The sequence below is a fragment of the Hymenobacter qilianensis genome, assembly GCF_014638675.1.
GTDB classification, from domain to species: Bacteria; Bacteroidota; Bacteroidia; order Cytophagales; family Hymenobacteraceae; genus Hymenobacter; species Hymenobacter qilianensis.
On the sequence record NZ_BMFN01000001.1, the window covers coordinates 608,958 to 633,623 of the forward strand.

Below are 24,666 nucleotides of genomic sequence, written 5' to 3' on the forward strand. Positions count from 1 at the left end.
GGATGTATGTACATTAGAATTCGCAAACCGAACCTCAACCCTTCGCTTATGCTCATTTCCTCGGCCCCACTCACTGCTGCGCGTCGCTCTTCTGCGCTCAGGGCCTCAGCAAGGCAACTGGCCAGCGAGCACCGCACATCCGGGCCCGAGCAGTTGCCAGTATTTGCTTATTCAGTTGAGGAATCTGAGGGGCGCACTGACCAGTCTGTCCTTTTTCGTTCGGAATATCCTATCTTGAGGGCTGCCTATCAGTCCGATGGCAAAAACAGCATCCCCGGGCATATTTGTCCGGATGCTACATTTACCGAATTAGGTACCTGGGGCTCATGCCCCGCATCTGCCGAGACTTTATTTTACCGTTTGCAAGCCAGATTTGGCTTGCCTGTCACGCAGCTTGTCAAGCAAACAGATACCTGGTCTGATAACGACCAGGAACAACCCTTACAACACGAGCTACCGGGCTGGGTAGCCGCGTGGAAAGCTCAAAAGTTCTAGAAACAATATCTTTGTCGTTCTGCTTACACTTTTGCAATGCCCGCCAGTCGCTCTGTACTAGTCACTTATCGCCCCTTATTGCGCCGTACGGGCATAATAGCCGGGATAAGTCTATTACTCGCCGTTTTGCTGGTTGTCTACGTATTCGGTGTACAAAATGAATTGTTGGTCCGTGTGTTTGGCGCGTTTTTTTTATTTTTCTGGCTCTTAGCCGTTACCTTTTTAGGTGTTGTCCCCTTCATTAATTGGGCAGCAGCTAACTGGTTCGGTCCGGGTTGGGCAGTAAATCAGCCTAAATCCGATCAGCGTGCGCGTTCTGTTGCAGTTCCTAACTCACCTTCGCGGAAGCCGGCTCGTTCGGCCCCGCGTTCAGACCAAAAACCAAAACCTCGCCCGTGAAAACTACGCTGCTCTACATTAAAAACATGGTTTGCCCACGTTGCATTGAAGCCGTGCACCACGTCCTCGAACAGGCTGGGTATCAACCTACTGAAGTCAAATTGGGCCATGCCCAGCTGAAGCACACCACCCCCGTCGACCCTGCTGCGGTAGCGCCTCTGCTGCGCGAAGCTGGCTTCGACGTGCTGACGGGTCGTGCCGAGCAGCTTACCGAGCAAATAAAAACGTCCTTAGCTGAATATCTGGAGCACCTGCGCACCGCGCGCATGCCGCTCACCACGTCGGCTTTCCTCACCGACCGGTTTTCGGCTACGTATTCGCACTTAAGCAAAGTTTTTTCGCGCACCGCCAACCTCACCATTGAGAAGTACCTGATTCGCCTCAAAATTGAGCGCGTCAAGGAGATGTTGAGTTACGGCGAGCTGACGCTCAGCGAAATAGCTGACCACATGCGCTACAGCAGCGGTCAGCATCTGAGCAATCAGTTTCGGCAGGTAACGGGCCGCTCTGTCAGCGAATTCCGCCGCGACCTGATGCCGAAGCGTATGTCACTGGACGAATTATAGGAAGGCTGGGGGGCTTTTTTGCCCCCCAGCGTCCGCGTTCAGCGGTCCGAAGCCCAGTAATTCGCGCAAAACAAGGATAACATGACGGAACGGATTCGCGCGCTGTCATGGTTCGGTATCTTTATGCCCTTTTCCGTTGTTCTGCCGTCGTGACCAGCCTTCGTATTCTTCTCGTAACCCCGCCGCTTACCCAGCTCAACACGCCATATCCGGCTACTGCTTACCTGAAAGGCTTTCTGAGCGCACGCGGTTACGCCAGCACGCAGGCCGATTTAGGCCTGGAGCTGGTACTGAAGCTTTTTTCGCAGGCCGGGCTACGGCGTGTATTTTCGGCTATCGAAGCTGGCAGCTTTGAGCTTTCGGATAATGCCCGCCGGATGGTGCGGCTGCAACACAGCTATCTGGCTACCATTGAGCCGGTTATTCGGTTTTTGCAGAACAAGGACAACACGCTGGCCCCGCGCATCTGTCACGGTCGGTTTCTGCCCGAAGCCTCTCGCTTCGACAACGTAGCCGACCTTGATACGGCCTTTGGCACCATGGGCCTCACCGATCAGGCGCGCCACTTGGCCACGCTTTATATGGAAGACCTCGCTGACTTAATAAAAGAGACGGTAGGGCCGCAGTTTGGCTTTTCGCGCTACGCCGAAAAACTGGCTATGTCGGCCACCAGCTTCGAGCCGCTGTATGAGGCGCTGCAAGCTCCGCCCAACCTGTTGGATCAGCTGCTGCTGGAATCGTTTGATGACCTTGTAGCCCGCACGGAGCCCGATGTAGTTGGTTTCACGGTGCCGTTTCCGGGCAATCTATATGGAGCGCTACGCTTGGCTGGGCGCCTAAAAGAGCTACGGCCGAACGCCAAAACGCTTATGGGCGGCGGCTACCCCAACACCGAGCTACGTCAGATAAAGGAGCCGCGTTTCTTCGATTACATCGACTATCTCACGCTCGACGATGGCGAAGGTCCGTGGCTACGGCTGCTGGAGTATATCGAGCAAGAGCATATTGACCGTCATGCTGAGCAGAGCGAAGCATCTCGCGTGTTAAGTGGAACTACTACTCTCACATCAGCACGCGAGATACTTTGCGTTGCTCAGCATGTCCGTCCTTCAAACAAAAATTCTTTTCAACGCACCTTCCTGCGCAATGAAGCAGGTGAGGTAGAATACTGTAATAACACCGAAGCTCCGAATATCCCGCACCACGAAGTAGGAACGCCTGACTACAGCGACTTGCCGCTGAGTGAGTACCTGTCGGTGATAGAGGTGCTGAACCCCATGCATCGGCTGTGGAGCGATGGCCGCTGGAATAAGCTCACTGTTGCACATGGCTGCTACTGGAAGCGCTGCTCTTTCTGCGACGTCACGCTCGACTACATTTCCCGGTACGAAACCGCCCCCGCCGCTCTACTCGCCGACCGCATAGAGCAGATTGTGCGGCAAACCGGCCAAACTGGTTTTCACTTCGTGGATGAAGCCGCACCGCCCTTAGCCCTGCGCGATCTGGCGGTGGAGTTGCTGAAGCGTCGGACCAACATTACCTGGTGGGGCAATATTCGATTCGAGAAAACCTTCACTCCGGACCTGTGCCGCTTGCTGGCGGCCTCGGGCTGCATTGCCGTATCGGGTGGCCTGGAAGTAGCGTCTGATAGGCTGCTGGCGCTGATGGAAAAAGGCGTAACCATTGCCCAGGTAGCCCGAGTGACCGATGGATTTACGCAGGCGGGCATCATGGTGCACGCCTATCTGATGTATGGTTTCCCGACCCAAACCGCTCAGGAAACAATTGATTCGCTGGAAGTAGTGCGCCAGCTATTTGCGGCGGGTGTCATTCAATCGGGCTACTGGCACCGCTTTTCCATGACGGCGCATAGCCCCGTGGGGAAGAATCCGGCGAAGTACAAAGTGGTGCCCATTGGTCCGGAGCCCGGCGACTTTGCCTGGAATGACCTTTGGCACGACGACCCCACCGGCGCCGACCACGAGCAGTTTGGGCCCGGCTTGGCGAAAGCGCTCTACAATTATCTGCACGGGGTGAATCTGGCGGAACCGCTCTCCTTCTGGTTCGACTTCAAAGTACCGCGCCCTACGCTACCGCGCCACCTGATTCAGCAGGCCGTGCAGGAAGCACCCAAACCAGATTTTGCCAAGCAGAATCTGCGCTTGTTCTGGCTCGGTAACGCTCCGGAACTTCGGCTGGAATCAGGTAAAAAAGCCCCCCAGGCCGTATTAACTTTTTACGAGCAAGCCGAGGACTTCGAAATAAAGACGACGCCCGCCATTGGCCAATGGCTGCAAACCCTGCTTACCCAGCTCACCACCGACTACGACACAAAAGTGCTGCTAAAAGAGGCGGCCAGCAGTTTCCCAGTAGCCGAGTCGGGCCTTTCCTTCGAGCGTTTCCTGAGTTCAGGCACTTGGCTGAAGCTCCGGGAAAAAGGTTTGCTGCTGTTTTAAGGGCGTATAAGTCTAAAATTGCCCCCCACGCCTTTATTAGCGCTCCAGCCGCTCGCGCAGCCAAGCGGTGAGGTCGTCCACGTAGCCGGGCACCGGGCGCGGCCATTGCCATTTACCATTCTGAGTTCCGGCTGGTAGCAACAGCTGCTGATCGGCGCCAGCGTATACCCGCACCACCGAGCCCCGACGGCGACCCGCATTTCCTCGTAGTCGGTTGGCACTGGCTTGCACGTTGAGGGTCGTATCGGCCCCGCCATACAGGAGCAACACCGGTACGCGCACCTGCTCCCAAACTGCTCTCGGGTCGAAAACCAACTCCTGCCACTTAGGCTGTGTCAATTCATCTTTGCCCGGTACCCAAGTGGGCAGGCCGGTAGTGGCAGCCCACGGCTGGGGGGCAATTTTGCGCAGATTGCGGTGCAGCTTCGTCGTATCACCTCGTCCTTCGCGGCGTACATACTGCTCCAGCTGGGTGCGGGCCAGCGCGACTAGTCGGCGGTCGGCCACGCTGGCATCCTGCTGCCGAAGCTTACGGTCAATCTCTTCGGCCTCTTTGGCCGCGTTGGAAGTTCCGGGCGCGCCAAGCGCCACCACGTATTTTATTAAGCTGTTCTCCTTATCATCTCGGCTGGTTGCCATGGCTAGCGCCGTAGCGCCACTGCCGCTGCCGACCAAGCCAATCTGCGTGGTATCGACGCCCGCAACGCGCTTCAGTGCCCGGGCAGCCGCCAACACATCTGCGGCCAATGAATCAGGACTAACACCCGTGGCAGCCGCAGCCGGGCGGCCAGCTACCAGCATAACGACCACGCCGCGCCGCGCCAACAGATCAGTAAGAATGTGCATAGCCAGCGGCATGCGCTGGGGGGCATTTTGCAGGAGCACCACGGCCGGATGCACCTGTAGCGTATCATCGGGCAGCAGAACAATAGCCGGCAACATCCTTCCGCCACTGCGCACGCGCAACGGCTGTTCGAGATAAGGCAACGGCTCGGCATCTCCGCGGCGCACCATCAGGATTTCAGCCGCCGTGCTGTCAGCCGTAAATTTCCCTTTCAGAAAATCGCCTTCCCGCGTCAGATTGATTGTAAAATCAGAGGTTGCGCCCGTGGCCCAGCGTACCGTGAGGCGCGGATGCTGATAAGTTATCTGCTGGGCAGGTAAGCTTAAGTTCTGACGATCAGCCAGGCGCACCTCGCCTTGCAGCTGGCCCGGCTTTACTTCCCGCAAATCAAGCATAGCGCGCAGCTCGGTGCCTTGGTAGGTAATTGGGCCCTCAAAATGCCCGGTAGGTGGCGGCAGACTCGCCGCTTCACGCCCATCGGTAGAGCAGCCACTGAGTAGAGAAACCAGCAGAAATGGCAGCCACCAATGGCTCAGCTTAGCCGATGAAACAGAATACAAAGAGGTGGCGCGCCGGTCTTTTCGCACAGCAGAAGGGTTGGTGAGCAATACGACAAAGTAACGCAGTTGGCGCGGAAGACGCACTTGCACTTTGTCTACTGGCTTATTGAACTGCTGAGCAAGTATGGTAAATGACCACTTAGATCACGGGCACAGCCAAGCAGTCTGGGGGGCTTTTATAACCCTTTGCGCAGAATCAAATCGTTTTGCACGTCATCCCCCAACTGGAAAGCGTGGCGGCCTATCTCCTTGAAACCAAACCGCTTGTAGAACTCCACTGCCCGGCGGTTATGCTCCCACACACCCAGTACGATGGTGCGGCAGTTGTGCGTTCGCGCTTCTTCTATCGCCCGACGCATGAGCGTAGCCCCTAGTCCGGTGCCAAGCCAATCTTCGCGCACATACAAACGCTCAATTTCCAGACGACCTGTTGCTGGCTTTCCTTCTTCAAGACCCAAAACGGAGTTGAGCGCTAACTTGGTGTACCCCACCAGCTCCTGCTGCATATGGGCCAGCAGAAACGTGGTCTGCGGATTTTGCAGCTCCATCAGTTGCTTTTCCGCAGTAAAGTTTTCGGCTATGTAAGCGGCCATGTCCTCCGGCCGATTGTCGGCGGCGAAAGTAGCCTGGAAGGTTTGGCGCCCTAATTCAGCTAGTTGAGCAGCCACCGGAGCGGTACGTTTGGCCACTGTAATGCGGAGCGGAGAAGACATAGTAAGCCAGGAGTAAAGACGGTGCAAAGCTACACCGTAAGCAGGCAGCAGCTACTAAATCAGGAAATGGAATGGTCGCCAGGCTCGTCGGAAGCCTTGCCATCACGCCGCATTCGCCAGCCAAAACGGATCATGAGCACCGCCACTACCAAGGCTATCACGCTCATCGTGAGGCGAAATGCATCCACGGTTCCACTCTGCCAAGCAGCATAATGGCCCGGCAGACGGATAAGCTGAAGCACAAACAGCGTGACTCCTGCTATCAAATACAAATAGCTACGCGAACGGTTAGCCGGCAAATCAGCCATAGCGGATGCATTCAAAGATAAACGACCAAAAAAAGCCCCCTAAGAGCAATTCAGGAACACAGGCACTGCCCTAACGCATCACCTTCCCTACCCGATACGCGCGGTAGTTGCAAATTGATTTATGCAACGTATTTTTGTTCTACCAATCCCCCGCGAGAGTAGCTCAGTTGGTAGAGCATCAGCTTCCCAAGCTGAGGGTCGCGAGTTCGAACCTCGTTTCTCGCTCATTCACAAAAAAGCCCCCAGTAGCGCTGCTGGGGGGCTTTTTTATTTGGTGATTAGGGAAGCACACTCACTCTTTTCTCCTGACAGTGAACACCTGGTTTCTATCACGGTGAATAACTGGTTGAAAGCGTCGGTTAGGGAGGCTGAGAATGGGTCACGTGCCGACGGGCATGGCAGCATGGGGCAGATGAATGAAAAAGGTTGTGCCCGCGCCGGCCTGGCTGTGCACCTCGACGCGGCCGTCGGCATTCTCCACCATCTTTTTGACCATGTACAGCCCGATGCCCGAGCCCTCCACGTGGTCGTGGAAGCGCTGGAACATCGTAAAGAGCTTGGGTAGGTGGGTGGCCGCAATGCCCAAACCGTTGTCGTGCACCTCCAGCACCGTGAAGCCCGTACGGACGTGGGCCCGTACGTCGATGTGGGGCGTACGATCCGGAGATCTGTATTTGATGGCGTTGCTCAGGAGGTTGTAAACGACCGAACGTAGATTCTTCTCGGGGAAGAGCACCGGCGGAAAATCGGTTACTTCCACCCGTAAGCGGGCCCCACTTGCTTGGATAAGGGGAGCCAAGTCTTGGCGCACATCCTCCACGATCACCGCTAAGTCAACCGCCGTCGTGGCGGGTGCGTGTTCTTTTTGCAGCTTGCTGACCTCGGTCAGGTGCTCGATAGTACGCTTGAAGCGTTCCACCGACTCGCCCATCAGCGCCAGCGTCGGTTCGACATATGCCCCCTGAGCCACGTCGGGCGGCAGGTCGGCGCGCAGCAGCTGTAGCAAGCCCTCGATGTTGGAAATGGGCGCTTTTAGATCATGGGAGGCCGCATAAATGAAGTTATCTAAGTCCACGTTCGTGCGCCGCAGCTGCTCGTTGGCCTGCTTGAGGTCGGTGATGTCGATGGCTGAGCCCACGTAGCCGTAGAGTTCCCCATTTGCCAGGAAACTCGGGGCGCCCTGGGCCAGCAGCCAGCGGTACTGTCCGTCGTGGTGCCGCATGCGATGCTCCAGGATGTATGCCTGCCCCTGCCCGATGGCTTCCGACAACGTGTGCTGGGTCAACTCCAGTTCGTCGGGGTGCAGGTATGGCCCCCAACCTGTACGGATGTACTGCTGCTCATTTTCCAAGCCGACAAAGTCGAGAAAGGCGCGGTTGACGTAGCGAATGGATGAATCCGGGTGCACGGCCCAGACCATATTTGGGGCGGCGTCGGCCATGATGCGGAAGCGGGCCTCGCTTTCCTGCAACGCCGACAGGATGTGCTTTTGCTCCGTGACATCGCGGGCAACCATCAACAGATGGGGTTGGTTTTCCAGCTGTAAGCTGACCGCGCTGATTTCCACGGGATAGATGTGGCCGTCTTTGCGCCGGTGCTGGGTTTCAAATAGCGGGATATGTTCCTGTTGCTGCGCCCGGGCAAATAGCTGGTTGAAGGCTTCCTCCTGGTAAATCGGGTCGATGTCGGGCACGCGCAGGTCCCTCATTTCCTCGGCCGTGTAACCCCACGCTTCCAGAGCCCGTCGGTTGAGATAGGCAAAGGTGGCGTCTGCACGAATAAGGATGAACGGGTCCCGGGCCTGGTCGGCCATAAACTTAAACCGTTTGAGCTCCTCGCGGCTTTCCTCGATGCTCCGGCGGGCCTGTACCTGCTCCGTCACGTCGAAGCCAAAAACCAGTACGCCGTCAATATGACCCTGCTCGTCGTAGCGGGGCTGCAGAACGTAGTTAAAGTAGCGATCCTCCAGCACCCCGTCTTTGATGCGCGCTAAGGGGGTATGCAGAGCCTGCTGCCAGCTGGTTTCGCCTGTTTCGAACACCTGCTGCATGGTGATGTACGTGGCATGATCGACCAGTTCCGGCAAGGCTTCCCGCAAGGGCTTGCCCAGCAGTTCGCGCTCTGGGAAGAATTGCTGATAGATGGGGTTAACCAGTTCGAAGACCAGCTCCGCTCCGCCTAGGATGCAGATGGCCGCTGGAGCCTGCATAAATAGGCGTTCTAGGCGCTGGCCTTGCTCGCGTACCTGCTGGGTGCGTTCCTGCACGCGAGCTTCCAGCTCCCGGTTGAGCTGCTCGGCCTGCAAGCGGGCTCGTACTTGCTCGGTCACGTCGGTTCCGATGGACAGAATGCCGATGATACGACCATCGGGCTCGCGTTCGGGCTCAAACACGAAATTCCAGTACACCACCTCCACTTGCCCGTGGCGGTTGATGGGCGTGGGCAACTCGTGGGCAGTATAGGGCGTGCCGGTGCTGAACACCCGGTCAAAGATGGCCACCACGTTGGGGTCTGCCGCTTCGGGCAAGATCTCGAACACGGGTCGGTGCAGCACGTCGGCGAGCGGGCGGTCCCAGATGGCCAGCGTTGTGGCATTGGCCATCTCCACGCGGTGCTGCGGCCCGCGGTAGACCGCCACCGCCATGGGTGCCTGGGCCATAAAGTCCCGAAACTCGTTGCGCTGATGTTCGGCTTGGACGCGGGCCTCTTGCTCGCGGGCCTGGCTTTCCCGTAGGGCAATTTCGACGGGCGTGCGGGGCTGATCGGCCGTGTCCGTGAAGCTCACCAATAGGCCTTGCCCGGAGCGCCGCGCCGCGAGGCGGTAGTAGTTGTCGTAGCCGTCAGCCTGGTAGTTGATGTTGTATTCGCGCGGCTCGCCGGTGACGAAGGCATCAACGTGAAAAGCAAACGTGCCATGGGCTTCACTCTGGGGCCACTGCTGCTTGTGGGTCACGGTGGGCCGTTCGGGCATCCGCATCATGCGCTGGGCCGCCGGATTGAGGTAGGTGAAGGTGAAATCAGTAATTTCCCCCGCCGCATTGAAGAGGGGAGTATAGAATATGACACCCGTGAGCGAGACAGCCAGCAGGTCGCGGAGCAGATCGTCTGGGGGAGCCAGGGAATTGAAAGCCGCGGGGGGAAGAGAGTTAGCAGAGGTTGGGGTCGTGGGCATAACTTCTGCGCGGGAAAGCGGACGGGTAGGAAGAGAGCTTAAAGCTACGAGAGTTTCGGTAGTCACCGTGCCCAACGAGACTGTAAAATGTCCGCGGGGCAGCACCATCGTCGAGCTTCAACGGGCGCGATGGCAACCGGGATTCCGGTCACTGAATGGCCTTTCTTCCTGGCGCACCATGCGGTAGAAATTCCCGACTACCGGACCGCGTCGTAATTCCTCAGGCCTATAGTCTAAGGCTCCTCCGTTGCACCCTCCTGCCAGCCCCAATACGAAGCCTGCGGCATGGCACTCCTCCTGGCTGTCCGCTCACTTCACATTTCTCGCTCAAACCTAAAAATGCCCCCCAGCGCGCTGGGGGGCATTTTTAGGTTTACTTTCCACTGGGTTATAAGCAAAGGCGGCTTTCCCGTACCGACGGCTTGCAGGTAAGCAACCCCAGACGGCCACCTGATGGTGGAGCAACGAAACAGGACGCCTGTACATGTCAGGAACATGACCGGGCATAATGACTGCTGATCTGCAACGGCAGCCCCTTTAAGCCAGCGCTCGGTGGTGAAGTATAGCTTAAACTAATTCCATAGGGGAAACTTTTGTCGGCAGACCCGGCTTGTCAGGGGTATATTTGTGTTCTATGTCAAAACCTGATTCACTTATTCCAAACAATGATCAGCAGCGACTGATGGCGCTGGCTCCCTACCTAATTTTGGGCACAACGCCGGATGCCGTGTTTGATGAAGTGGTGCGCCTCACAGCCAAGCTGTTCAATACTCCTATTGCATTGGTTTCCTTGGTGGAAGAAGGTAGCGTGTGGTTTAAGGCTAATTTCGGTCTGGACGGCGCTGAGCGGGTTGCTCGCAATGAGAGTGTGTGTTCGGTAGCTATTCTGCAGGGTGAAACCACCATGTATGAAGACTTGCTGCTCGAGCCCTGCCACCTGACCGATCCGGGAGTAGCGGAGGCATTGCAGCTGCGTTTTTATGCCGGCCACCCATTGTTCACCGCTGATGGTCAGGCAATTGGTGCTCTATGCGTGATTGACCGTCAGCCGCGGGCACTTTCTTTCGCTGAGCAAACGCGTCTGCAAGCCTTGGCAGCGGTGGTAATGAAAATGCTGGATTTGCGGCTGGCCTTGAAGCAGCAGCCAGAAAATTCAAGCGCTACGTGGCTGCAGCTTTATCATCACTTAGACGAATCATTAGGACGCCTGAGCACCCTCGGTGAGCTGGCGCAGTGGGAAGAATCGCCTACAACACCCGCCGCCCTCGACTATCAGCGTTCCATTGAAGAAGAAGCCGCGCACGTGATTCAGGTATTGGACATGCAGGTTTCGGACGCATTAGCGACACTAAAAGGCACTGACGCATAGCGCAGCTCATAATCGTTCGGCTTGACTAAGACTAGCCTCTCTATGGGCAGCACAAGCTACAAACCCATCAAAAAAAGCCCCCCAGAATATGTCTGGGGGGCTTTTTTTGATGGGTTTGTGTAAAATGAGCTAAGACTTTTAGCGGCTAACGACTACCCCTGACTGATGGCCGGGCACGTTATTCCAGGCTTCTGCCAATACTTTATCCAGGCCGTAAATGTCGGGCAGCTGACGGAGCTTGTTGCCTTCAGCCTCGCAGGTTTGATAGCGTATTGTTAGGGGCACGGAGGCATAGAGACCGAAGTACCTGGTTTCGCCCTCGTTGAGGCTGTCGCTCATTTTCTCCACCCGACTGCTGCCTGCCTTGCCCGCGTCGCGCTCCACCAGAAAGCGGGCCAGCGCCCACGCATGCTGCACCCGAATGCAGCCGTGGCTCAGCGCGCGGGTATTGGCGTCAAACAACTCCCGATCAGGAGTATCGTGCAGGAATACTTCGTAGGGGTTCGGGAAGCGGAACACCACATTTCCCAGGGCATTGCGTGAAGAAGGCGCCTGCCTGATCTGATACGGAAACTCGCTGGACGTCACTACTTTCCAGTTCACCCGCGAAGCATTCACCCGTTCCCCGGCCCGATCATACAACCTCAGGTTGCGGGAGCTGAGGTAGCGAGGGTCACGCTTCAACCGTGGCAGAACCTCTTTGGTGGCAATGCTATGTGGCATACGCCATTCGGGCGCCGTCTGAAAAAAATTGACCGCGCTATACAGTTCCGGCGTGGGAGTAGCGGCTTTGCCCACCACCACCCGGTGGCTACGCACTACTTGCGGGCCGCGCACTACCTGCAAGCTGTAGGCAGGGATATTGACAACCAAATAGATAGAATCGGCGCGCGGCTCCCAACGTAGCCGCTCCAGGTTGAGAGCCACCGAAAGGCTCATTTTACGGGCCGCCACCGTATCCGACTCCAACAGGCGCTGCCACGTCCACAGCAGTCGCACGTAGCTCCGGCTGTTGGGCTGCGCCAGCAGCATATGTTGCTCAAAATTATTGCTTTGCAGCGCCTGATTAAGGTGAACGGCGACGTTGATGATATCGCTTTCCGTCACCCGCGAAGGCCGGATCGTGCTGTCCTGTATCCGACCGTGGCTCAGATGCTGGGAAAACCGGAGAAGCGCCGCCGTGAGGCGAGTTTCGACCTTCAGGCGCTGCTGAAGTTGGGCTGGAGCTGTCTGTAAGGAATCGAGCAGAAGCTGAAGGGAAGCAGTCTCATAGTCGGCGGCCTTGAGCCCGTACTGCTGAGCTTTTGACAACAGGTTAAGAGCCGTCTGCGCGTTCTCAGTCGGGCCAGCATCGGTGGTCCATACAGGCACAAAATCGACGAGCGTATAAAACAGCTGCACCTGCTCCTGGGTACTGGCTTTCGCAGATGACGCTTTGGTAGCGTAGAGCTGCCGGAGCTGAACGGCGACCTCCGTTGTGGTGTGGCCTCCTCCTGTTGACAGCTCAGCAGCAGCACTTACAGTATAGGCCTCTACAGCAATGCTTTTACACAGCAGTAGCAAAGCAACAGCATACCTGAAGCGTAGGCAAGGAAACATGATCAAGAGCGGTAAATAGTATTATCAATATTTAGATATTAAATATGATTCTGACTAAAGGTACCACTATAGCAGCCTCTACGCTGGCATTTTCTGTCAACGTCGCTTTTAGCTACATGAACACGGAAATTTGCGTTACCAACCAGCATTGGCGCTCCATAATCGGGCCCGCTACGGCTCAGCTTAAACCTGCGTTTATCAAGCTTTTACATGTATTCAATATACCAAACCGTGACCATGATTGAAAGAAGCACACAGGAATAATTCCGTGAAAAGGCTGAAGCATTAATATGCTGCTTATACTGCACTTTGGTACTTTTCTGATGACATACACTGGTAATAGAGCTTCCTTCCTTTAGTCACGCCCTAAAACTCCAGCAGTTGGGCGTTGTTATCCGATTGGAGCGGATCGGTTATCTTTTCCCAGGCCATCACAGTACAATCGCTGTTGAGATGAACGATTGGCTCCCGCGACTGGGCCAGCTGCTGAAATGCGGCTCGCTCACACTGGTTGTTGTTGGTCATCCGGAGCTTAATTACGCCCATCTGCCCATTGTAGCCCGCCGTTTGAAACAGCGGCACCAGCAGCGCCGCGGGCAGCCACAGGCGGCGGTCGGTGAGGCGCTGTGCGCCGGTGCTATACACAAGCCAGCAGATAGAGCAATAGCCCTTGCACAGCCGTTTTGAACAGCGCGCAAGCCAAATAAACGCTGCTAATAGGGTCGATGGAGCGCTGAAGCCACAGCGGAACCGATTTGAGGTAGCCAACCATAGCCGCATGAGCAAAATACCGGTTAGGACCCGCATACACTTCGTTTTTGGCAATTACGGCCCATCCAAACGGGTCTTGCAGCACTTGGCTATACCAGAAGCTAGGCAGCACAATGGGGGCCAGATCGCCCTCCAGCGGTATCTGTTAATTCTGAATGTAGGAGTACCCCAAATCGAATAGAACGAATAGGGCGCAGAGCCACACGACGTACCGTTTGTTCATGCAGAGGTGATAAGAACAGCGGCCAGGCGCTGGGAAAGTAGGCTACGAAAAACCTACCAGAATATAGACGCGCCAAAGGTAAGTAGCTATTGGAGCGTGCATCGTAGTTTGATTGAACAAAAAAGCCCCCCAGATACGCGTCTGGGGGGCTTTTTTGTTTATCAGTTTCAAAACGCAGGCTGTGAATGTTCTCAGCCTGCGTTTTTACGCTTCTGGTTGCTTACCGTGCTAGTTCTGTAGAACTATCCGGGTAAACTTATTCTGCTTACCAGAAGTCAGGCGAACCATATAGATGCCCGCAGCCAAGCGGCCCTTCGTAAACTTGAAGGAGAAGTTTTCACCAGCGCGGCCGGTTCCTTCAGCTACTACACTCACCACGATTCCCTGCATGTTCATTACCTCCAGACGGTAGTTACCAGTCTGCGTCAGGGTGAAGTCTAGGTAGGTTTGCGAGCTGGTTGGGTTAGGAGTAGCCGTTAGCGTCAAAGCTTCTTCGGCCGCTACTTTCTCCTCGGCTACCAAACCCGCGTTAGAGGTCTGCTGGCATTCGCCAAGCGAGTCGCCGTGCTTCAAATGGTCTGATACGGCAGACGCACTAACACACACGGGCCGTCCGTTATGGCATACCAACACCTTATTGTTGCGGAGGAATACAAAGCCGCAGCGTACGTCAACAACCACAATCTTTTTGGTAACCGTGCGACTGCAACCCTCTTTATTCACGGCAGTTACAGTAAGCTCGTACGTACCAGGAGCTCTGGGAGTGAATACAGGATTGGCAACTGATATGTCGCTCAGGCCGGGTACAAATCCCCAGGTATACACAAACGTAGGATCACCGCTAGCTTGCAGCTGAATGCTCTGCGGACCATAGCCTAGGTAAATCGTGCTCTGACCTTCCTCAACGAAGGTACCGCCAATAGCAGTTGCCGTGATAACGGGAGCCGCGCAAGCATATATGGGGGGCAAATCGAAGGCTTCCACCTGGTCGAGGCGGCTGTTGGCCGCACCTTGGCTGGCGCTAAAGCCTACTCCTCTTTTGGCAAATGCTCTCCAGATAAGCTCTTGGTTGGCACCACCGTAGTTTGCTAAGTCGGCGGCCAGAATAGCATTCCGACCATCCACGAAACCAGGGGCACAGGGTTGCATTTTCAAGCCGTCAATTACCAATTGCATGGCCCTGTTGTTGCCACCAGTGCCCTTATACAAGTCGGGGTCGTAGCCGTACCGATCGATCATGTCCCAGGTCATATCCCACAGCGTAGTGGCCCACACAAACCCAATTCCGTGGGGCTGAGAAAGCGCTGTATTGTTGGTCCGGGCGTACGTGTAGTTGTTTACGGCGAAGTCTGTAGTGTAGGGAGCAGGACGAATGCCGTTGCCAGTAATAGGCTGGAGCGACGCATACGTACCGATTCCTCTTGTTGTGGTACGAGTGTCGCCTTCCTTCATCGTCATCATCAACGCAAACCAATCGCTCCAGCCCTCCCCGGCTTGCTCAGCCTGGCCACCTAGGCAGTTTACCAAGCGGCCGCCCGTTAGGCGGGTAGAGATGCCATGGCCGTACTCGTGCACGATGATACCATTGTCGAAATCACCGTCAACCTCAACGCCTGGCTGATTTTTCAAGCTCACTCTTACTTCCTCGCCCGCTGCTAGCCGCTCCCGGATAAGACCGCCCGCCACATCTGTTGTCATGAGTGAGGGAATCGTGATAGGAGCGGGTGCTCCTGCTCCGGCACCCATTGAAATCGGGTTGCCAGCGGCATTGTTGATTACTACTACAGCGATTGCACCAGCTACCTGAGCATTGTATACTTTCAGAATAAAGTCGCAGTTGCCACGGTACAGGACAGCAATGTTGCCCGCAATCTCGGCGGCGTTCGTCAAGGGTCCGCAAGCTTCATTAGGGTTTGTAGATGTCCCCCCGACACCGGTAGCCAGCACCAGCTTGCCAGTAACCGGCGTTGCATTGAGCCGTGGGCCAAAGGCGGCCTGTACAGCGGGATAGCTATTGGCAATGCTGGAAGGCGCAGTTATCCTGAACATATCCGCATCGGCACGACCCGCCCACAAATACATCTGCATGCGGGGCGCACTGGTGCCATTGTCTACCGGAGTCGAGAAGTTGGCATTGTTACGAGTGGTTACGCCAGCCGGAGGATTAGGAATGTTACGGCTATCCTGGGCCTCGGCTCGCACAAAGTCGCCCTGGGCACCGCCCCGGCCAAAGTTGTCAGCCTGGAAGTTGCCGCTGGCCTCATCGAAGCCATACTGGTACCATACGTCGTGGGTGACGTTGTTCCAATAAAACAGGTTCGTGATGGCCGCATCGCGGTACTCTACTGGCTCCTTAGTGAGATCAAGCGGATAATCAAAGTTCAGTTCAGGACCGCCATCAGGGCTGTAATTATTCAGGCTGTTATTGTTATTCGGGTCTTCGTAGGCATAGGCGTTGTTGCCACGGGTGGTAGTGAGCTTACCGTTGGGCGTATAATGCCAGCCTTGGGGCGAAGCGATTGGATCGGCGGCGGAAGTGCTCACCAATACCCGTGGGCCATGGTTAGGGCTCTCGACGGGAATAGGGAAAACGTTGTAAGAATTCGCGGCCGTCAGAGACGTGGTGGAATTAGTCGACTTTGGTTGAGCCACCTGACCGTAAGTAGACGTTCTGCTCAACGGCATGCCACCGGGTCCGTCGTTGTCGAACTCGCACTGGTGCACCATGTTGTCTTTGTCTAGGAACTCACCCGTGGCCGCGTCTACCCGCACGTTCCACCAGTTCTGCGCATCCAGCTCGTAGATGGACACTTCCCAAGCCAACCGCAGGCTACCATCCTCCATGGGCTGATACACCAGCTTAGCCGGAATCGACTCCAGCGAAATGCCCCCCGATGAGAACAGCACCGCTTCGTTTTTGCCGCTGCCCTTCTGCAATACGGACAGGGATTGGCTAACCTTCAGATTCAGGTGCCGAGCTGCTGCGTTTACGGCAGCTGTAGCCGTCATCTTAGACTTCGCAGCCTTGAGTCTTCCGCCAACACCTTTCGCGAAACTACTGGCCAGATTGACGATCTTTTCGTCCTTACCCAGGCTCATGCTGGCAATAGCGTTATGAATCTCAATGCCCTCATACAGCTGTTGCAAATAGACGTGCCGGATGCCCGTCTTTGGCGAGACGGATTCGCTGCTGAGCTTCACGTCTGCAATGTCTTCATCCGTTAGCTTAAGCGCCTGCTTGTTTTTTTTCAGGTATTGAAGCGCTGCCTCAGGTACCAGTTTTTGCTCAGAACTTACTTGGTTCTGACTGAAGGCAGCAGGGCCTCCGAGCAGTAAGGCTCCTATCAATAAAGGCCGCGCTACAAAGTGTAAAAGTCTATTCATATCTATAGTGTGAGGTGAGTATGAAACACTTATCAAAGTATAGTTTTTTATATAGGCATTTTTATACAGAATTTTACTTACCATAATTATATACATTCAGGAAACCTAATAATTACATTCTAAATGTATTTTATAGCCTCCATTAGCCCTTTTGATAAGATATTTTACAAATCCACCTCAGCACCTATTTGATTAAATTTCACTTTGCGGAATGTGAAACATGTAATTTTACCATGGTTAACTTGCACCATAAAAAGCCCCCCAGCAATGTGCTGAGGGGCTTTTTATTTCTGTTCTAAAAAAGAAGGTCATGAATTTTCATGACCTTCTTTGTATGCTACTTGATTATCAATGAGTTAGTCCTGCAGAATTACGCGAGTGAACTTGCTTTGCTTGCCCGAGGTCAAACGAACCATGTACACACCCGTTGCCAAGCGGCCTTTGCTGAACTCGTGCGAGATGCGTTGACCGGCTTCACCCTTTCCTTGGGCTACCACCGATACTACTGCACCCTGCATGTTCATCACCTCCAGGCGGTAAGCACCGCTTTCGGCCAGCGTAAAGGCCAGCGTGGTATTCGCACTAGTTGGGTTAGGCGAAGCCGTCAGGCCGTCGTTTGTAGCAAGTGCATCGCTGGCTTTAGCGCTGGCAACAGTTGCCTTCGCTTTTGGTGCGCAAGCACCCAGCGAGCCGCCAATACGGAGCTGAGTCTCAACCGCATCAGCACTGATGCAGATCTCCTTGCCTTGCTTCTGGCAAACCAGCACCTTATCGTTCTTGTTGCCGCAGCGCACATCAACTACTGTAATCGTAATTGAAGCATACTTGGTGCACTGATCCGCGTTGACGGCCTTCACGGTGAAGGTGTAGGTACCGGCAGCGGTAGGCGTGAAGATTGGGTTAGCAATGGTAGCATCGCTTAAGCCCTCAGCTGGAGTCCAAGTGTACTTGTTGGTTGCATCGCCGCTAGCTTGCAGCATTACAGTCTGCGGACCATAGCCCAAGTAAATCACTTTTGAATCGCCACCGGTGAATACATCCGAAGTAGGTATTGCCGCAACCGTAAGCGGAGTGGTGCACAGGTATGTTGCTGGCAAATCGAATGCCTGTACCTGATCGGTGCGGCTGGTGCTCAAGCCTTGCTTGGCGCTGAAACCCAGGCCACGCTTAGCGAAGGCTCTCCAGATAAGCTCCTGGTTGGCACCGCCGTAGTTGATGCGGTCAGCCAACAGAATAGCATCGCGACCATCCACGAAGCCTGGGTTGCATTTCTGCAGCTTCAAGCCGTCGATTACCAGCTGCATGGCCATATTGTTGCCGCCCGTGCCGTTGTACAGATCTTCGTTGTAGCCATACTTGGCAATCAGATCCCAGGTCATGTCCCACAGCATGGTAGACCACACAAAACCGATGCCGTGAGGCTGGCTGATGGCTGCCGTGTTGTTGGTAGCCGCGTAGGTGAAGTTGTTTACGCTAAAGTCAGTGCTGTAAGGAGCCGGACGAATGCCGCGGCCTGTAGTTGGCTGGCCCGAAGCATAGGTGCCAATACCTCTCACCTTAACACGCGTGTCGCCGGGCTTGATGGTCATCATCAGACCGAACCAGTCGCTCCAGCCTTCACCCATCTGCTCCGCATTCTGAAGGCAGTTGGCCACCGATGGACCACCGGTCAGACGGTTGGAGATACCGTGGCCGTATTCGTGAGCAATAATACCGTTGTCGAAGTCACCGTCAATTTCAGGACCCGAGCCATCATTCTTCAGCGTAACGGTTACCTCGGTGCCCGCATTCAGCGCGCTACGAATACCTGCTCCGTCAGCCTGCCCAATCATAACAGCTGGGATAACAATAGCTGGCTGCGCTACCGTGGGAGCACCACCCATTACGATAGGAGCACCAACAGCATTGTTGATTACGACTACAGCAATAGCACCGGCTTTCTGTGCATTCTGCACTTTATCAGCGAAGCCGCAGCTTCCACGATACACTACTGCAATGTTGCCACTGATTGCGGCCGCATTCGCAAAAGCCCCACATCCTTCCTCAGGCGTACCAGTCGGGGGAATAACGGGAGCTACAGCCAACACTAGTTTACCCGTAATGCGCGTGCTCGTCAAAGGTTTGCTGAACGCAGCCTCCACAGCCTGGTAAGCACCAGCGATGGATGATGGCGTATTTACACGGAACAACTCTCTGTCAGGAATACCGTTCCACAAGTACATCTGCATACGTGGCAGCGAGCCATCCACTGGCGTACCAAAGTTAGCGTTGTTACGCTGCGGGCCCTGGGCCGACGTAATACGGGCATCCTGCGCTTCAGCGCGCACGAAGTCGTTGCCTAAGCCACCTTTGCCGAAGTTATCAAACTGGAAGTTGCCGCTAACTTCATCAAAACCATACTGATACCACACATCGTGAATCAGGTTGTTCCAGTAGAACAGGTTGGTAGTAGCCGCGTCAACATAGGTTGCGGGCTGCTTGGTGAAATCAATCGGAAAGTCGAATTTCAGGCTCGGACCACCGTCAGGGCTGTAGTTATTAACAGTGAAGTTGTTGGCAATAGTAGGGAACGGATTCACACCATTAGGATCCTCGTAGGCATACACGTTGTTGCCCCGGGTAGTGGTCATGTTGCCCACCGGCGTATAATGCCAGCCTTTTGGTGAAGCCGTTTTATCGGCAGCGTCGGTGCTCACGAATACCCGTGGGCCGTGGCTTGGGCTCTCCGTTGTGAGCGGATAAACATTGTAGAAGTTAGCTGCGGGAGCCTCTGCCAGTGTCGTAGCAAAGTTGAACGGCTTAGCTGCTACAGCCTGCTTTTGAACATAGCTATCACTGATGTGTACGCCGTTGGGGCCGTCGTTGTCGAATTCGCAGTGCGTTACCAGGTTATCCTTTTCCAGAAATTCGCCGGTAGCGGCATCTACGCGGACAACCCACCAGTTCAGGCCATCCAGCTCATCTATCGTTACCTCCCAGGCTAGGCGTAGGCTACCATCCTCCATGGGCTGATACACCAGCTTAGCCGGAATCGACTCAAGCGAAATGCCCCCCGTGGAGAATACTACCTCCTGGTCAGGGCCATCCTCTCTCGATTGGACGGAGAGAGGCTCCTTTATCGACGTATTCAGGTGCTTGGCAGCGGCGGCTACGGCAGCCTCAGCCGTCATGCTGGAGCCGCTTTCCTTTACCTTTTTGCCGGCATCCTTCACAAACTGATCACCTACATTCACTACCTCATTATTGGAGGTCATGCTGATGTTGGTAATAGCATTGTGAATCTCAATGCCCTTGTATTGCTGCTTCAGATAAATGTGCTTAACCCCGCTCTTCTTTGAGAAAGTCTCGCTGCTCAACGTGATATTGGCAATGTCCTCGTCAGAAAGCTGAAGCTTCTGCTTGTTCTTTTTCAGGTGCTCAAGAGCCGCTTGCGGAACAGCTTTTTTGCCCGCGTTTCCTTTTCCCTGACTGAAAGAAGTGTAACCTCCTGTTAGCATAATAGCCAGTAGCACCGGCTTCGCTAAGAATGGTAAGAGTTTCCTCATTTGTTATGGTTTTGGATGGTTTGTGTATTGTGTTCTGAAAGTAAGATTATTTATATACCATTTTGAATAAATTATTTCATTTGCCAATATTATGTACATTATTAAAGTTAATTAATACAATTTTAATCATGTATAATAACTCGTATCGCAGTTAAACTCCCAAAAAGTCATACTATTGCCAGTTACCCTGCTATTTTACTGTATGTAAATTCTGACGCCATCAGCTTGAACCAAACCAAGACGAAGACATACAAAAAAGCCCCCCAGCACAATAGCTGGGGGGCTTTTTTAGAGGGTAAGGTCACTACCAGTCTCCTGGTAATGCAGATTTAACTATTTCAACCGTCCTAGATAGCTTCCACTGGTAGTTGGCGCAGCCAGGCCGCCGCCGCGTTTTCGTCATCAAAAAGCCGGTAGGTTAAGGCCGCCTCCCGCGCTTCGTTCATCATCTGACTGACGGAAAGCCGCGCGAATACATCATGCGGCAAGAGCACGGCCCCATAAATCTGGCTTCCCTCGCTGGTGCGCGCTATCCAAAAATCCAGAATCCAATTACGCTCGTCTTCGGTGTAAGGCGACATCAGGCGCTGATCGCCCAACAGCTTGTTCCAGCCCTGTCGGCGCAGCAGCTGGCCTGTGTGCGTCAGAAAGGCCTTCAAATGGTCGAGCTTGCGTGGGCCTTCATTATAAATGACGTACGCATAGCCATTGGGGTGCTCCATAACCCGACCAACCGGGTTTTCAAAATAGACGCGTAATACTGGAGTAGCGGTTAGCATGGCAACAACTCACGTTTGAACAGGATGGTGATCGGGCGGGATGATCACTTGCCCGAAAAACATCAATTTTCTGGCCTGAATCTATGGTCGAGGTTGCAAAAAACTAAAAAAAGCCCCCCAGACGGCTTTCCGGGGAGCTTTTTCAGGAAAATAAAAATGATTCAAAACGCTATATAGTCTGTGGCTAATCTCGCTTCGTCTTTAGCATTTGACGAAGTTGGGCTAATTCATCGCGGTACTTGGCGGCTTGCAGGAAGTCGAGGTCCTTGGCTGCGCCTTCCATTTGCTTCTCCGTTTTCTTGATGACTTTTTCCAGTTCATCACGCTTCATCAGAGCGATAATAGGCTCGGCGGCTAAGGTCAACGTATCGGTATCGGGGCCGGCATACGCGGCGGGCTCGATGCGGCGCATATCTGAGAGCGAGGTTTGACCCATAATCTCATCGTGCGACTTACGCACGGTGCGTGGCGTGATGCCGTGCTCCTCATTATAAGCCAGCTGCACGGCGCGGCGCCGATTGGTCTCGTCGATGGCGCGCTGCATGGAGCCCGTGATGCGGTCGGCGTACATAATCACCTTGCCTTTATCATTTCGGGCGGCGCGGCCCATGGTCTGAATCAGGCTGCGCTGGTCGCGCAGGAAGCCTTCCTTGTCGGCGTCCAGAATAGCGACCAAGCTAACTTCGGGCAAATCAAGACCTTCGCGCAGCAGGTTCACCCCAATCAGCACATCGATTACGCCCAGGCGCAGCTGCCGCAGAATCTCGACGCGGTCCAGGGTTTTCACATCCGAGTGCACGTAGCTTGACTTGATACCCAGGCGCTCCATGTACTTCTGCAATTCCTCAGCCATGCGCTTGGTAAGCGTTGTAACGAGGATGCGGTCACCCATTTTCACGCGGTTGTCTACCTCATCCAGCAAGTCGTCAATCTGGTTGGCACTGGGCCGGATATCGATTTCGGGGTCGAGCAGGCCCGTGGGGCGAATAATCTGCTCGATGATAACGCCGCCGCTGGTTTCCAACTCATAATCGGACGGCGTAGCCGACACGAAGACGACCTGCCGGTACATGCTCTCGAACTCGTTGAAGGTCAGGGGGCGGTTGTCCATGGCCGAGGGCAGACGGAATCCATACTCCACCAGGGCCGTTTTGCGGCTCCGGTCGCCGCCCCACATCGCCCGAATCTGAGGAATGGTGGCGTGGCTTTCGTCGATGACCATCAGATAGTCTTGAGGGAAATAATCGAGCAGGCAGAACGGGCGTGAGCCGGGAGTGCGGCCATCGAAGTAACGCGAGTAGTTCTCAATGCCGGAGCAGTAGCCCAGCTCCCGAATCATTTCCAGATCAAACTCCGTGCGCTCGGTGATGCGCTTGGCTTCCTGGTCGCGGCCCTCCTTCACGAAGTAGCTCTGCTGAGCCATCATATCAAACTGAATCTCCTTGATGGCTTGGTGCAGGGTGTCTTTGCCGGTCACGAAAAGGTTGGCCGGGTACAGCGTTACGCTTTGCTCGTCGGCCAGCTTCTTGCCGCTTTCCGGGTCGATACGGTGGATGGCCTCAATTTCGTCGCCGAAAAAGAAAAGCCGATAGGCAAAGTCGGCGTAAGCCGGGAAGATGTCCACGGTGTCGCCCTTCACCCGGAATGTGCCGCGCGTGAATTCCACTTCCGTCCGCGAGTACAGAATCTGCACAAACTGGTACAGCAGATTATTGCGCGAGTAGCGCAGGCCAGGCGCCATATAAATGACGTTTTTGCTGAACTCCTCGGGGTTGCCGATACCATAAATGCACGACACGGAAGCCACCACAATAACGTCGCGGCGCCCACTGAGCAGCGTGGAGGTGCAGTGCAGCCGCAGCTTCTCAATTTCCTCGTTGATGGCGAGGTCCTTTTCAATAAAAACGTCGGTGCTGGCAATGTAAGCCTCGGGCTGGTAGTAATCGTAGTAGCTGATGTAGTACTCGACGGCATTATTGGGGAAAAACGCCTTAAACTCGCCGTAAAGCTGGGCTGCCAGGGTTTTATTGTGACAGAGCACCAGCGTGGGCTTGCCGGTTTGGGCCACGACGTTGGCCACAGTAAAGGTTTTGCCGGTGCCCGTGGCTCCGAGCAGCACCAGCGCCGGCTCCCCGCTTTCTACGCCAGCCACCAGCTGGGCAATGGCTTTGGGCTGGTCGCCGGTGGGCTTGAACTCGGAAGTAAGTTGATATTCCATGCAGGGAAAGTAGCCAGAAATGATAGCCTATGATAACTCCGGAGCGCCAAGGTAGGTTTCCGCGAAACAAAAAAAGCCCAACTAAATCAGCTGGGCTTTTTTTAAGGTCTGGGGGGCAAATTTTGAAATAAGCAGGCATCCAACTCTCGCCTGCCCGTAAATAAGCTTAGCGCGGGTCGCGCCATACTACGCGGGCATTGGTGGCCTGCGTAGCAAAATCAGGGCATTGCCCGTCGCCCTTGCCGGTTATACCGCCGCTCGGAGCACAAATAACATCTCCGCAGCTATTGTAGAGATAATCAAACTGGTCGCAGCAGTCGCTGGAAACGAGGTAGACGGTCTGGCCTTGAAACTGATATTCCGTGATTTCGGCCGCGGGGTTCTGCTTGGGCTTGGCTTGTAGCTCCGCTACTTTGGTGACAAAAAAGCTGGGACAGGCAGCATTCTCATCTTCGCACTGGGAGGCGCTGAGGAGGCTCGTGAGAAGCAGAAGCGTAAGTAAGCGTTTCATAGAGCAGTTCGATTTACAGTGACTTTAGGAATTCCAAGTTTCCCAAAACAGAATCAACTATCTGGGCATTGAAGTCCAACTTCCATCAAAAAAGTAGATGGTTGTGCCATCACTATCATTGATCACCGCCTCCGGATATTCTTCACCTTTAGGCTTCACATGCCAGGCCAATATAGTCCTGATAGGCGTTTCATTCCCTCGAAGCGTATAGTACCCTAACTCCGCAGTCAAGCATTTATCCTTAAAATCTTCTGCTTTGTAACTGGTAGACTGTTTGTTATAATCCACAAACTCCTGAAAAAACAATGCCCTGACCTGAGCTAGCGTCAACGCTGGCTTCGTGTCAGCCGCCGCTATAAAATCATTATCGGAACGATGAACATATTTACCATTCCTGAAATTATAAATAGCTCTGTTGAGTAGAAAAGGCAACCCATTAGCGAAACGGGCAGCCTTTACGTGTACATGATGATTGGTTATGCCCTCCACGACCAAGTCTTCTTCGATGAATTGGGTAAAGCGAAGGTCGCTTAAGCTGAGGGCATTCTGCTGAAAAAGGCGAACGGCGGTTGCCTGCTCCGACTTGCGTATTTCGTGGTCACCGGGCCCTGGAGCGTTGGTAACCCGCTTGATACAGCCTTTACCATCCAAGACCACTTCATCGAGGTCATTCTTCGTACACGCACACAAGCTTAGTAGGGCAGCAAATAAATAGTACTGAATCTTCATAGTTGTACTGTTAAATTATTTGCTG

The 24,666-nt window shown here is 54.5% G+C and carries 17 protein-coding genes and 1 tRNA gene; 5 read left to right on the forward strand and 13 right to left on the reverse strand.

Features of this window, described 5'->3' with window-relative positions:
- Positions 1–48: 48 nt before the first annotated feature.
- From IEW06_RS02595 to IEW06_RS02605, 3 genes are all read left to right on the forward strand, one after another.
- A complete protein-coding gene (locus tag IEW06_RS02595) occupies positions 49–495 on the forward strand; it encodes a thioredoxin family protein (protein ID WP_187734039.1) in 447 nt (148 codons plus the stop codon).
- A gap of 395 nt (positions 496–890) precedes the next feature.
- Positions 891–1,460: a helix-turn-helix domain-containing protein gene (locus IEW06_RS02600; RefSeq protein WP_187734038.1), complete on the forward strand. Its 570-nt coding sequence runs from the start codon at positions 891–893 to the stop codon at positions 1,458–1,460.
- A 107-nt stretch (positions 1,461–1,567) separates the two neighbouring features.
- Positions 1,568–3,916, forward strand: coding sequence for a B12-binding domain-containing radical SAM protein (locus tag IEW06_RS02605; protein WP_187734037.1), 2,349 nt, complete (start codon positions 1,568–1,570; stop codon positions 3,914–3,916).
- Positions 3,917–3,952: 36 nt separating this feature from the next.
- On the opposite strand, the gene IEW06_RS02610 is transcribed toward IEW06_RS02605, so the two are convergent.
- From IEW06_RS02610 to IEW06_RS02620, 3 genes are all read right to left on the reverse strand, one after another.
- Complete coding sequence (locus IEW06_RS02610; RefSeq protein WP_187734036.1) at positions 3,953–5,410, reverse strand: alpha/beta hydrolase family protein; 1,458 nt, start codon at positions 5,408–5,410, stop codon at positions 3,953–3,955.
- A gap of 86 nt (positions 5,411–5,496) precedes the next feature.
- Entirely contained in the window at positions 5,497–6,033 is a 537-nt protein-coding gene (locus tag IEW06_RS02615; RefSeq protein ID WP_187734035.1) for a GNAT family N-acetyltransferase, read from the reverse strand.
- Positions 6,034–6,092: 59 nt separating this feature from the next.
- Positions 6,093–6,356: a hypothetical protein gene (locus IEW06_RS02620; RefSeq protein WP_188547360.1), complete on the reverse strand. Its 264-nt coding sequence runs from the start codon at positions 6,354–6,356 to the stop codon at positions 6,093–6,095.
- A gap of 137 nt (positions 6,357–6,493) precedes the next feature.
- On the opposite strand from IEW06_RS02620, the gene IEW06_RS02625 reads away from it, so the two are divergent.
- Positions 6,494–6,566, forward strand: a tRNA-Gly gene (locus IEW06_RS02625).
- A 154-nt stretch (positions 6,567–6,720) separates the two neighbouring features.
- Here IEW06_RS02625 and IEW06_RS02630 read toward each other — a convergent pair.
- Positions 6,721–9,513 (reverse strand): PAS domain-containing sensor histidine kinase, encoded by a 2,793-nt coding sequence (locus IEW06_RS02630; protein WP_187734034.1) that lies wholly within the window; start codon positions 9,511–9,513, stop codon positions 6,721–6,723.
- A gap of 634 nt (positions 9,514–10,147) precedes the next feature.
- Here IEW06_RS02630 and IEW06_RS02635 point away from each other — a divergent pair.
- A complete protein-coding gene (locus tag IEW06_RS02635) occupies positions 10,148–10,882 on the forward strand; it encodes a GAF domain-containing protein (protein WP_187734033.1) in 735 nt (244 codons plus the stop codon).
- A gap of 138 nt (positions 10,883–11,020) precedes the next feature.
- Here IEW06_RS02635 and IEW06_RS02640 read toward each other — a convergent pair whose 3' ends face one another.
- From IEW06_RS02640 to IEW06_RS02680, 9 genes are all read right to left on the reverse strand, one after another.
- Complete coding sequence (locus tag IEW06_RS02640) at positions 11,021–12,445, reverse strand: L,D-transpeptidase family protein (RefSeq protein ID WP_187734032.1); 1,425 nt, start codon at positions 12,443–12,445, stop codon at positions 11,021–11,023.
- Between the two features lie 402 nt (positions 12,446–12,847).
- A complete protein-coding gene (locus tag IEW06_RS02645; protein ID WP_187734031.1) occupies positions 12,848–13,126 on the reverse strand; it encodes a hypothetical protein in 279 nt (92 codons plus the stop codon).
- Positions 13,119–13,364 carry a hypothetical protein gene (locus IEW06_RS02650; RefSeq protein ID WP_187734030.1) on the reverse strand — a complete coding sequence of 82 codons (246 nt, stop codon included), beginning with the start codon at positions 13,362–13,364 and terminating at the stop codon, positions 13,119–13,121. Before IEW06_RS02650 ends, IEW06_RS02645 begins: the two co-directional genes overlap by 8 nt.
- A gap of 339 nt (positions 13,365–13,703) precedes the next feature.
- Positions 13,704–16,859, reverse strand: coding sequence for a T9SS-dependent M36 family metallopeptidase (locus tag IEW06_RS02655; protein WP_188547364.1), 3,156 nt, complete (start codon positions 16,857–16,859; stop codon positions 13,704–13,706).
- A gap of 356 nt (positions 16,860–17,215) precedes the next feature.
- Positions 17,216–20,404: a T9SS-dependent M36 family metallopeptidase gene (locus tag IEW06_RS02660; RefSeq protein WP_188547366.1), complete on the reverse strand. Its 3,189-nt coding sequence runs from the start codon at positions 20,402–20,404 to the stop codon at positions 17,216–17,218.
- A 347-nt stretch (positions 20,405–20,751) separates the two neighbouring features.
- Positions 20,752–21,183: a hypothetical protein gene (locus IEW06_RS02665; protein ID WP_187734029.1), complete on the reverse strand. Its 432-nt coding sequence runs from the start codon at positions 21,181–21,183 to the stop codon at positions 20,752–20,754.
- Positions 21,184–21,367: 184 nt separating this feature from the next.
- Positions 21,368–23,401, reverse strand: a complete 2,034-nt coding sequence (gene uvrB, locus IEW06_RS02670; protein ID WP_187734028.1) for an excinuclease ABC subunit UvrB — start codon at positions 23,399–23,401, stop codon at positions 21,368–21,370.
- A gap of 166 nt (positions 23,402–23,567) precedes the next feature.
- The gene (locus tag IEW06_RS02675; protein WP_187734027.1) at positions 23,568–23,912 is read right to left on the reverse strand and encodes a DUF6970 domain-containing protein; all 345 of its coding nucleotides are present in this window, start codon (positions 23,910–23,912) and stop codon (positions 23,568–23,570) included.
- Between the two features lie 57 nt (positions 23,913–23,969).
- The gene (locus IEW06_RS02680) at positions 23,970–24,641 is read right to left on the reverse strand and encodes a hypothetical protein (protein ID WP_187734026.1); all 672 of its coding nucleotides are present in this window, start codon (positions 24,639–24,641) and stop codon (positions 23,970–23,972) included.
- Positions 24,642–24,666: the final 25 nt, after the last annotated feature.